This is a genomic window from Lentzea sp. NPDC051213, from assembly GCF_044455585.1.
Lineage (GTDB): Bacteria > Actinomycetota > Actinomycetes > Mycobacteriales > Pseudonocardiaceae > Lentzea.
This window is the reverse complement of sequence record NZ_JBITEX010000006.1, coordinates 612,191-624,907: the sequence shown is the minus strand read 5'-3', so window position 1 is coordinate 624,907 and position 12,717 is coordinate 612,191. Positions and strand designations below refer to the sequence as shown.

General features: G+C 69.7%; 1 protein-coding gene (running past one end of the window). It reads right to left on the bottom strand.

The genetic code is table 11. The features are described from left to right. Window positions 1-12,717, bottom strand: the 5' end (the start) of a protein-coding gene (locus ACIA8G_RS28270) for an SDR family NAD(P)-dependent oxidoreductase (protein ID WP_396421698.1). It extends 17,085 nt beyond the left edge of the window; the window shows 12,717 of its 29,802 coding nt (coding positions 1-12,717); it begins with the start codon at window positions 12,715-12,717; its stop codon lies beyond the left edge, outside the window.

Here is a 12,717-nt window from a genome sequence, read left to right as displayed (position 1 = left end):
CCACGGCACATCCGCGCCGTCCGGCCGTGAGAACACCTCGACCGTGCGACGTCCGTTGTCCTCAGCACCCACCGCGACCTGAACCCTCACGGCGCCCTGCTCAGGCAGCACGAGCGGCGCGGCCAGCGTCAGCTCGTCGACGGTGTCGAGTCCGACCTCGTCGCCGGCCCGCAGCGCGATCTCCAGGAACGCGGTGCCCGGCAGCAGCACCTGGCCGAACACCGTGTGGTCCACGAGCCACGGGTGCGAGCTCAGCGACAACCGGCTCGTGAACAGCACCCCGTCCGCTCCAGCGACGTCGACCGCCGCACCGAGCAACGGGTGCTCGACCCGCGTGAGGCCGAGTGCGCCGACGTCTCCGGCCTTACGCACCGCCTTCGGCCAGAACATCTGGTGCTCGAACGCGTAGGTGGGCAGATCAACCTTCCGGCCGCCTGTGTACAGCGGCGTCAAATCAATGTTGATTCCGTCAACATGTACTTGACTGAGTGCAGTCAACATTGACGCGACTTCACCGCGGTCACGCCTCAGCACCGCCGTCGAGCCGTCCACCATCGCGCTCAACTGCGCGTCGGGACCGACCTCCAGCAGCGTGACGTCACCCAGTCGCGTGACGTTCTCGTGGAACCGCACCGCGTCCCGGACGTGGCCGACCCAGTAGTCGACGGTGGCGACATCGCCGGAGGTCGACATCGGGACAAGCGGCTCGCCGAACGTGATGCCGCTGATCGCCTCGCGGAAGTCGTCGAGCATCGGCTCCATCAGCGGCGAGTGGAACGCATGGCTGACCTTGAGCCGCTTGTTCTTCCACTTTTGCGCGATGGCTTCGACTTCTTCTTCGACACCAGCTATCACGACCGTGCGCGGCCCGTTGATGGCAGCGATCGACACGCCAGCGGTCAGATGCGGCAGCACCTCTTCTTCGGACGCGATGACCGACACCATCGCGCCACCAGCCGGCAACGCCTGCATGAGCGCCGCACGCGCCGTCACCAACAAACACGCGTCTTCAAGGCTGAACACACCCGCAACGTGCGCGGCCGCGATCTCACCGATCGAGTGCCCGACCAGACGGTCCGGCTTCACCCCGAACGACTCCAGCAGCCGGTACAGCGCCACCTCGACCGCGAACAACGCCGGCTGCGCATACCCGGTCTGGTTCAGCAGCTCCTGGTCGTCACCCCACATGACCTCGCGCAACGCCGGGTCGAGGTTGACCAGCGCGGCGTCGAGTGCCTCCGCGAACACCGGGAACGCCTCGTACAGCTCGCGCCCGGCCCCGATCCGCTGCGCACCCTGCCCGGAGAACAGGAACGCCAACGGCTTCCCAGCCGCGACCCCTTCAGCGACAACTTCACCGTCGAGCACAACGGCCCGGTGCTCGAAGCGGGAACGCGTGGTCGCCAGCGAGAACCCGACGTCCACAGCGGACACACCGCTGTCGACCAGTGCCTTGATCCGCTCGACCTGCCCGGCCAGCGCCCCGGCCGATTTGGCCGACACGACCAGCGGAATCGATCCCGATTGGCCGGCCCCCTGGGGGGAGATACCCCCCATCCCAATCATCTCAGGCAGGTCCGACAATTCCTGACCGGCCGGAGCCTCGATGATGACGTGCGCGTTGGTGCCCGAGACGCCGAACGAGGAGATGCCGGCGCGGCGAGCACGGTCCGTCGAAGGCCACGTGCGGGGAGACGTCAGCACCTCGACGGCACCGGACTCCCAGTCGACCTGCGTGGTCGGCGTGCCGACGTGCAGGGTCTGCGGCAGCACTCCGTGCTGCAGCGCCTGGACCATCTTGATGACGCCGGCGACACCCGCGGCGGCCTGCGTGTGGCCGATGTTCGACTTGATGGAGCCGAGGTAGAGCGGCTCGGAACGGTCCTGGCCGTAGACCGCGAGCAGGGCCTGGGCCTCGATCGGGTCGCCGAGCTTCGTGGCCGTGCCGTGTGCTTCGACGGCGTCGACATCGGCGGGTGACAGTCCGGCCGACGCCAACGCCGCGCGGATCACGCGCTGCTGCGAGGGGCCGTTCGGAGCGGTCAGGCCGTTGGAGGCACCGTCCTGGTTGACGGCCGAGCCGCGCACGACCGCCAGCACGGTGTGGCCATTCCGCAGAGCATCCGATTGACGCTCCAGCACCAGCAGACCGACACCCTCACCCCAGCCGGTGCCGTCCGCGTCGTCGGAGAACGCCTTGCAACGCCCGTCGACGGAGAGGCCGCGCTGGCGGGAGAACTCGACGTAGGTGGTGGGCGTCGACATCACGGTCACACCACCGGCGACCGCCAGCGAGCACTCACCGGAGCGGAGCGCCTGCGAGGCCAGGTGGAGGGCCACCAGAGAAGAAGAGCAGGCCGTGTCGATCGTGACGGCCGGGCCTTCGAAGCCGAACGCGTAGGACACGCGGCCCGAGGCGATGCTGCCCGCACTGCCCTGGCCCTGGTGCCCCTCGAACTCGCCACCGTCCAGAATGGACGCGTAGTCGTTGTACATGACACCGGTGAAGACGCCGGTCGCACTGCCGCGCAGGGAGGCCGGGTCGATCCCGGAACGCTCCAGCGCCTCCCAGGTGGTCTCCAGCAGCAGGCGCTGCTGGGAGTCCGTGGCCAGGGCTTCACGCGGGGACATGCCGAAGAACGCCGGGTCGAACTCCCCCGCGTCGTGCAGGAAACCGCCCGAGATCGAGTAGGTCGTGCCCGCGTGGTCGGGGTCGGGGTGGTAGATGCCGTCGGTGTCCCAGCCGCGGTTCGTCGGGAACTCGGTGATCGCGTCGACGCCGTCGGCGACCAGTCGCCACAGGTCCTCCGGCGACGACACGCCTCCGGGGTAGCGGCAGGACATGCCGACGATGACGATCGGATCATCCGAAGTGGACACGAGCGCAGGCAGTGAGGAGACCGGCGACTCGGCGCCGAACAGTTCGTCCTTCAAGAACCCTGCGAGCACCGCGGCGGTCGGGTAGTCGAACGTGAGCGTCGCGGGCAGCCGCAGCCCGGTGACCTCGCCGAGGCGGTTGCGCAGCTCGACCGCGGTCAGCGAGTCGAAGCCCAGTGACTGGAACGCGCGTGACGGGTCGATCGTCTCGCCGCCGCTGTGCCCGAGCACCGCGCCAACCTCGGCGCGCACCAGGTCGAGCAGCGCCTCCAGGCGACCGGCGTCGTCGAGGCCGGACAGCTTCTGCACCAGCGAAGCCGACGTGCCCGAGGTCGCGGTGCGGCGTGCCCGCACCTTCACGAGGCCCTGCAGCACCGCCGGAACCTCGCCGCGCGCACGGAACACCGGCAGGTCGAGCCGCAACGGCAGCACCAGCGCGGCGCCGGAAGACAGTGCGGCGTCGAAGAGTTCAACGCCTTCCGCGGGCGTGATCGGCGGCATGCCCGACTTGGCGAGACGCTCGGCGTCGGCGCCGGACAGCATGCCCGCCTCCGCCCACGCGCCCCACGCCAGCGAAACGCCCGGCAGGCCCTGTGCCCGCCGGTGCTCGATCAGCGCGTCGAGGAACGTGTTGCCGGCGGCGTAGTTGCCCTGGCCGGACGAGCCGAAGATGCCCGCACCAGAGGAGTAGACGACGAACGCCGAGACGTCGCCAGCAAGCTCGTGCAGGTTCCACGCGGCGTCCACCTTGGGTCGCAGCACCGCCGAGAGGCGCTCAGGCGTGAGTGACTCGATCACGCCGTCGTCCAGCACACCGGCGGTGTGCACGACGGACCGGATCTGGTGGCTCGCAAAGAGGTTCGCGACGGCGTGCCGATCAGCGACGTCACACGCTGCGACGGTGACCGAAGCGTCCAGCTCCGCCACCCAGTCCGGTGTCTCACCACGCCTGCTGACCAGCACCAGGTCGCGGATGCCGTGCGCGGCAACGAGATGCCGCGCGATGACCTGCCCGAGACCACCGGTGCCACCGGTGATCAGGACGGGTCCTTCCAGCACAACGCTGTCACCGGCGGCAATGCGGACGATGCGCGGCACGAACACCTCACCGCCGCGAACCCGCAGCTGCGGCTCGGCGCTCACGAGCGCCGCGTCCGGCACGTCGCCGTCGGTCTCGATCAACGCGAACCGGCCGGGATGCTCGGACTGCGCGGACCGCACCAGGCCCCACACCGCCGAAGCGCCCAGATCCCCTTGCCGGGTGACGAAAACGAGCTTCTCCGCGCGTTCGGCCGCGACCCATCCCTGGATCTTCGCGAGGACGGCCGCCGTCACCGTGTGCGCACCCTCGACGGGAGAACCTTCTGTGGTCACGTGTTCCACGACGTGGGCCGCGGGAACAGCTTCGGTGAGCGTGATCGGCACCCAGTCCGCCCCGAACAACGCGTCCTGGGCGGCGTTGAGCTGCTGCGCCGTCACGGCTCGCGTCACGAGCGACCCGACCGTCGCCACCGGCGCGCCGGTCGTGTCGGCGACGGCGATCTCCATAGAACTGTCGCCGGTCGTCGTCAGGCGCACCCGCAGCGACGTGGCGCCGACCGCGTGCAGCGCAACGCTTTCCCACGAGAACGGCACCGCGCCCTCGGTCCGCTGGTCGGCGAACGCCACCGCGTGCAGCGCCGCGTCCAGCAGCGCCGGGTGGATGCCGAAGCCGGCGGCCGCGACGTCATCGGGCAACGCGACCTCGGCGAACACCTGGTCGCCGAGCTTCCACGCGGCACGCAGTCCTTGGAACGCGTGCCCGTAGTCGAACCCGAGCTCCGCGAACCGCTCGTAGGCACCCTCGACCTGCACGGCCTCGGCACCGGCGGGCGGCCACACCGTCGCATCGAAGTCGTTGCTCACGGCGCCGTTCACCAGGAAACCGGTGGCGTGCTCGGTCCACGGCAGGTCGCTGTCCTCGGGACGGCTGTGAATCGCGACCGACCGACGCTCGCCGTCCCCGACCCGGATCTGCACCTGCACGGCGCCGGACTCGGGCAGCACGAGCGGCGCCGCGATGGTGAGCTCGTCGACGCGGTCGAGGCCGGCCTCATCCGCCGCTCGCAGCGCCAGCTCGACGAGCGCCGCGCCGGGCACGAGCACCTTGCCGTGCAGCGAGTGGTCCCGCAGCCACGGATGCGTGCGCAACGACAGCCTGCTCGTGAACAGCAGGCCCTCTCCCCCGGCGAGCTCGACGGCGGCGCCGAGCAGCGGGTGCTCCACCGCGCCCAGTCCGGCCGACCGGACGTCCGATCGGGTGGACACCTCGGGCCAGAACCGCTGCTGGTCGAACGCGTACGTCGGCAGCTCGACCTTCTTGCCGTGCTGACTGAACTTGCTCCAGTCAACGTTGACGCCGTCAACATTGATTCGGCTCAGCGCAGTCAACATCGACTTGATCTCGTCAACGTTGCGCCGCACCGCGGGCACGCAGCCGTCGACCATCGCGGACAGCACGCCGTCCGGTCCGATCTCCAGGAACTTCACGTCACCCAACCGCGTAACGTTGTCGTGGAAGCGCACGGTGTCGCGCACGTGGCCGACCCAGTAGTCGACGGTGGTGACATCACCAGACGCACTGATCGGAATGACCGGCTCGTGGAACTGGATGTCCGCGATCGCCTCACGGAAGTCCTCGAGCATCGGCTCCATCAACGGCGAGTGGAACGCGTGGCTGACCTTCAGCCGCTTGTTCTTCCACTTCTGCGCGATGGCTTCGACTTCTTCTTCAACGCCGGCGATCACCACGGACCGAGGCCCGTTCACCACCGCGATGGACACACCGTCGGTCAGGTGCTCACGCACCTTCTTCTCGGACGCGACAACGGACACCATGGCGCCACCGACCGGCAGCGCCTGCATGAGCGAGGCACGCGCCGTGACCAGCTGGCAGGCGTCCTCCAGGCTCAGCACACCGGCGACGTGCGCGGCGGCGATCTCACCGATCGAGTGGCCCGCGATGTGGCCGGGCTTCACGCCGTAGAATTCGAATAGCCGGTACAGCGCGACCTGGAACGCGAACAGCGCCGGCTGCGTGTACCCGGTCTGGTTCAGCTGCTCCTGATCGTCGCCCCACATGACCTCGCGCACGGCGGGATCGAGGTGCACGAGCACCGCGTCGAGCGCTTCGGCGAACACCGGGAACGCCTCGTACAGCTCGCGCCCCATACCGACGCGCTGCGACCCCTGCCCGCTGAACAGGAACGCCAGCTCCCCGGCCCTGGCCACACCGGAGGCCAGCACCTCACCATCGAGCACCACAGCCCGGTGGTCGAACTGCGACCGTGTGGTCAGCAACGAGAACGCGACGTCCGCCGCGTTCCCCGGCCAGCTCTTGATCCGCTCGATCTGCGCGGCCAGCGACCCGGCCGACTTCGCCGACACGACCAGCGGAATCGATCCCGACTGGGGGCCCCGGGGGGAGACCGAGGTCCCCACTCCAATCGTCCCACGGGGGTCTGACAATTCTGGAGTCGTCGTGTCGTGAGTGGACCGTTCACTCGAGGGCGCTTCCAAGATCACGTGGGCGTTCGTGCCCGAGACACCGAACGACGAGACACCGGCGCGGCGTGGACGGGACACGGAGGGCCACGAAGTCGCCGTGGTCACCAGCGAGACGTCGCCCGCGGTCCAGTCGATGTGCGTGGACGGCTGGTCGACGTGCAGCGTGGCGGGCACGACGCCGTGGTGCATCGCGTGCACCATCTTGATGATCCCGGCGACACCGGCGGCAGCCTGGGTGTGGCCGATGTTCGACTTGATCGAGCCGAGGAGCAGAGGCGCGGGCCGATCCTGGCCGTACACCGCCAAAAGCGCCTGGGCCTCGATCGGGTCGCCCAGTGTCGTACCGGTGCCGTGAGCCTCGACGACGTCGACATCGGAAACCGCCAGACCGGCGGAGGCGAGAGCGGAACGGATCACGCGCTGCTGCGACGGGCCGTTGGGGGCGGTGAGGCCGTTGGAGGCGCCGTCCTGGTTCACCGCGGAGCCGCGCACGACGGCCAAGATCGTGTGGCCGTTGCGCACCGCGTCCGACTGACGTTCCAGCACGAGCAGGCCGACGCCCTCGCCCCAGCCAGTGCCGTCGGCGGCGTCGGCGAAGGACTTGCAGCGGCCGTCCATCGCCAGACCGCGCTGCTTGGAGAAGGCGACGAAGGATCCCGGCGTCGACATGACGGTGACGCCACCGGCCAGGGCCAGCGTGCACTCGCCGTTGCGCAGCGCGGAAGCAGCGAGATGCAGCGCCACCAAAGAAGAAGAACACGCCGTGTCGACAGTGACCGCAGGGCCTTCGAGGCCGAACGTGTAGGCGACACGGCCGGACAGCACGCTCTGGGCGGTGCCGGTGCCTTGGTAGCCCTCGAAGATGTCGTCAGACACCAGAGTCGAATAGTCGTTGGACATCACGCCGGCGAACACGCCGGTCTTGGAGCCACGCACGGAAGCGGGGTCGATGCCCGCACGCTCGAAGGCCTCCCACGCGGTCTGCAGCAGCAGTCTGTGCTGCACGTCCGTGGCGAGTGCTTCGCGCGGGGACATGCCGAAGAAGTCCGGGTCGAACGACGGGGCGTCGTGCAGGAATCCACCCTGCATGACGTGGGTCCTGCCCGCGACATCCGGGTCCGGGTCGTACAGCGAGTCCAGGTCCCAGCCGCGGTTCGCCGGGAAGCCCGTGACGCCGTCGCGCTCCTCGAACACCAGGCGCCACAGGTCTTCCGGCGATGCGACGCCGCCGGGGTACTGGCAGGCCATGCCGACGATCACGATCGGATCATCGGATACCGCACCGGTCACCACCTCCGGCACGATGACGTCCGCGCCGAACAGTTCATCCAGCAGGTAGGAGGCTAGGGCGCCGGCCGTCGGGTAGTCGAAGATCAGGGTCGCGGGCAGGCGGATACCGGTGGAGGCGGTCAGGCGGTTGCGCAGTTCGACGGCGGTCAGCGAGTCGAAACCGAGTCCCTGGAACGTCCGCGTACGGTCCACTTCGGACGCGCTGCCGTGGCCGAGCACGGCGGCGACCTCCGCGCTGACCAGGTTCAGCAACGCCTCCAGGCGCGCGTCCGGGGTCAGCCGCGCCAGGTCGGCGACAAGTCCTTCCGCCGCAACGGACTGGGCGGCGGCGCGGCGCTTCGGGGTCTTGATCAGGCCGCGGAGCAACGGCGGCGGCGCGCCCTGGGCGCGCAGTGCCGGAAGATCCAGCCGAAGTGGCAGCAGGAAAGCGTCCGAGCCGGCGGCGCCGGCGTCGAAGAGGGCAAGCCCCTCGGCGACCGTCAACGGCGGCATGCCCGAGCGGGCGATGCGCTGCATGTCGGCGTCCGACATCGCGGCGGTCATGCCCGAGGTCTGCTCCCACGCGCCCCACGCCAGCGCGACGGCGTGCTGACCGGACGCACGGCGCACGCGCGCCAGGGCGTCGAGGAAAGCGTTGGCTGCGGCGTAGTTCGCCTGGCCCGCGCCACCGAACGTGCCCGCCGCCGAGGAGAACAGCACGAACGGCACGTCAGGCAGCAGGGCATGCAGGTGCAGCGCCGCGTCGGCCTTGGGACGCAGTACCGTGTCGATCCGCTCCGGAGTCAGCGACTCGACCACACCGTCGTCCAGCACGGCGGCCGTGTGCACGACCCCACCGACGGAATGCCTCGACAGCAACGATTCCAGCGCCGCGCGATCGGAGACGTCACACGCCTCCACGATTACGTCGGCGCCCAGCTCCCGCAGTGCCGACACGTCCGCGGAACCGCTGCGCGAGACCAGCAGCAGCTCACGAACACCGTGCGCCTCAACCAGATGACGGGCGACCAGCTGGCCGAGACCACCGGTGCCGCCCGTGATCAGCACACGACCGGACCACGACGGCTGTGTGGACGGCAAAGCCGCGCGGGCCAGCCGTGCCGCCAGCACGACGCCGTCGCGGATCGCCAGCACCGGCTCGTCGGTCGTCAACGCGTGCAGCACCGCACCGGCCGACGCCTCGGACAGGTCCAGATCCACCAGGACGAAGCGGCCGGGGTGCTCGGACTGCGCCGACCGCACCAGACCACGCGCCGCGGCGGCGGCGAGGTCGTCGCCGTCCACCGCGCCCCGCGTCACGAACGCGAGCCGCCCGGATCCAGGAAGCGCTTCCTGGATCAGCGACAGCACTCGCGCGCACGTCTCGCGCACATCGGTGCCCACCAAGGGAACCAGCGTCAGATCGGCGTCCGTCAGCGAGTCGACGACCGGACCGGCGGCGAGCGACAGCACGTCCGGCCCGAGGACCGCCACGGTCTGCTCGGCGAATCCGACCGGCAACTCGACCGGCGCCCACTCGACGCGGAACAACGAATCCCGCTCGACACCGGAACCCAGCTCATCGACGGGCACCGGCCGCGTCTGCAGAGCCTCAACGGACGCAACGGGTGCACCGGTCGCGTCGGCGACCGCGATCTCCATCGAGCCGTCCTCGCCGCGCGCCAGTCGCACCCGCACCGCGGACGCGCCCGAAGCGTGCAGGGAGACGCCCTGCCAGGAGAACGGCAGCCCGCCGCGGCTGATCGAGCCGAGGTCACCGAACCCGGCGGCGTGCATACCGGCGTCCAGCAGCGCCGGGTGCAACCCGAACGCGCCACCGTCGACACCTTCAGGGAGTGCGACCTCGGCGTAGACGATGCCGTCGCCGCCGCGCCAGACCGCTTGCAGGCCCTGGAAAACCGGCCCGTAGTCAAAGCCCATGTCGGTGAAGCGCTCGTACGACCCGGCGATGTCGACCGCCTCGGCGCCGGCGGGCGGCCACACCGCAGCGTCGAACGACACGGCCGAGGCGCCCGATCCGAGCACACCGGAAGCGTGCTGGAGCCAGGGCGCGTCAACAGCTCCCTCGGCCCGCGAGAAGATCGCGACCGAGCGGCGTCCCTCGGAGTCCACGGCACCAACGGAAACCTGCACCTGTGCGGCGGTATCCGGCGTCAGCACCAGAGGCGCGGCAAGCGTCAGTTCTTCGACGCGATCGCAGCCCACCTCGTCCGCGGCCCTGACTGCGAGCTCCAGGAAAGCTGTGCCCGCGAACAGCACCCGGCCCATCACCACGTGATCGGCGAGCCACGGGTGGGTCGTGAGCGAGAGCCGCGACGTGAACAGGTGCCCGGCGGAACCCGCCAGCTCGACCGCGGCGCCCAGCAGCGGGTGCCCGACCGAGCCGAGGCCCGCGCCGCGCACGTCACCGGACTGCGTCTTCGGCCGCGGCCAGAAACGCTGGCGCTGGAACGCGTACGTCGGCAGGTCGACGCGAACCGCGCCGGAGCCCTCGAACAGCCGCTCCCAGTCGACGGCGACGCCCGCGACGTGCAGCCGCGCGAGGGCGGTCACGAACGCCAGTTCCTCGCCGCGGTCCTTGCGGGAGGTGGGCACCGCGCCGTCGACCATCGCGGCCAGCACGCCGTCCGGGCCGACCTCGACGAACGTCTTGTCGCCCATCGCGACCACGGTGTCGTGGAAGCGCACGGCGTCACGGACGTGCTCCACCCAGTACTCAGATCGTTGAACAATCCCCTTGTCGGATTGTTGAACGATCCCACGAGTCACCAATGGGATCGTTGGATTGTTGAACGAAATGCCGGAGATCGCCGCGCGGAAGTCCTCCAGCATCGGCTCCATCAGCGGCGAGTGGAAGGCGTGGCTGACCTGCAGCTGCTTGGACTTGCGATCGTTGAATTGTTCAACGATCCTACGAGCCTCCTCCTCGACACCGGCGATGACCAGCGCAGCAGGCCCGTTGATGGCGGCGATCGACACGCCCGCGGTGAGGTGGGGCAGCACCTCGTCCTCGGTGGCCTGCAGGGCGATCATCACGCCACCGGCGGGCAGCGCCTGCATCAACGACGCCCGCGCGGTCACGAGCGTGCAGGCGTCCTCCAGCGACAGGACACCGGCGACGTGCGCGGCCGCGATCTCACCGATCGAGTGGCCGGCCACCTGCTCCGGCACCACACCGAACGACTCCAGCAGCCGGAACATCGCCACTTCAAAGGCGAACAGCGCGGGCTGCGTGTACCGGGTCTGTTCCAGAGCAGCGGGGTCCTCACCCCACATGACCGAACGCAAAGTCGGGTCGAGGTGCGCGAGCGCCTCGTCGAAGGCCGAAGCGAAGACCGGGAACCGAGCGTGCAGCTCGCGGCCCATCCCGAGCCGCTGCGATCCCTGACCGGAGAACAGGAACGCGAGCGTGTTCTCCTCGGCAGCAACCCCGCGAGCGAGCTCGGTGCCGTCCGGCAGAACGACGGCCCGCTGCTCGAACGACGCACGGGCGACCGCCAGGGTGAACCCGATGTCGAGCGGCGACAGGGCATCCACGACCGACTGCAGGCGAGAACGCTGCGAATCCAGGGCAGCCGGCGTCCGGCCGGACAAAACCCACGGCACCACAGCAGGCACAGAAACCTCAGAAGCGGCATCAACGACAAGAGCCGGCGCCTGCTCGAGGATCACGTGCGCGTTCGTGCCCGAGACACCGAACGCGGACACACCAGCACGCAACGGGCGATCCACCGACGGCCACGGCCGGGCGTCCTGCAGCAGCGAGATGTTGCCCTTCGTCCAGTCGACCTGGGTGGAGGGCGTGCCGAGGTGCAGCGTCTTGGGCAGCAAGCCGTTCTGCAGCGCCATGACGACCTTGATCACGCCCGCGACACCGGCCGCCCCCTGGGGGTGGCCGATGTTGGACTTGACCGACCCGAGGTACAGGGGCTCGGTGCGATCCTGTCCGTACACCGAGAGGATCGCCTGCGCCTCGATCGGGTCACCCAGGGTCGTGCCGGTGCCGTGTGCTTCCACAGCGTCCACATCGGACGGTGCGAGGCCGCCGTTCTCCAAGGCCTGGCGGATGACGCGCTGCTGCGATGGGCCGTTCGGCGCGGTCAGGCCGTTCGAGGCGCCGTCCTGGTTGACGGCGGAGCCGCGGACCACGGCGAGGATCTTGTCGCCGGCGCGTTGCGCGTCGGACAGCCTCTTGAGGACCAGCACGCCGACGCCTTCGGACCAGCCGGTGCCGTCCGCGTCGTCGGAGAACGCCTTGCAGCGCCCGTTTCCGGCGAGCCCGCCCTGCGAGGTGAAGGCGGCGAACCCGGCGGGGGTCGTCATGACCGCGACACCACCGGCCAGGGCCAGGTCGCACTCACCGGCGCGCAAAGCGGACGAAGCGAGGTGCAGGGCGACCAAAGAAGACGAGCACGCGGTGTCGACGGTGACGGCGGGGCCTTCCAGCCCGAGCAGGTAGGAGATGCGGCCGGACAGGACCGAGGCGGCGAACGCGGTCGTGGCGTAGAGGCCGACGTCCTCGCCGGAGCGCGAGAGCAGGTCGGCGTAGTCCTGCGAGGTCGTGCCCATGAACACGCCGGTCCGGGTGCCGCGCAACGACTGCGCGTTCACCCCGGCCCGTTCGAGCGCCTCCCAGGAGGTTTCCAGGAGCAGGCGCTGCTGGGGGTCCATGACGACGGCTTCACGGGGCGAGATGCCGAAGAACCCGGCGTCGAACGACGCCGGGTCTTCGAGGAAGCCACCTTCGATGGTGGCGGAGTTCAGGTCCGAGACGTCCCAGCCGCGATCGGCGGGGAATCCGCCGATCACGTCCCTGCCTTCCGCGACGACCTGCCAGAGGTCCTCCGGCGAGGCCACCCCGCCGGGGTACCGGCACCCGATGCCCACGATCGCGATCGGTTCCACCGCTGCCGCGATCAGCTGCTGGTTCTGCTTCCGCAGCCGGTCGATCTCCTTCAGTGACGACCGCAGAGCCTCGACGTACTGGTTAGCAGAGGTGGTCAT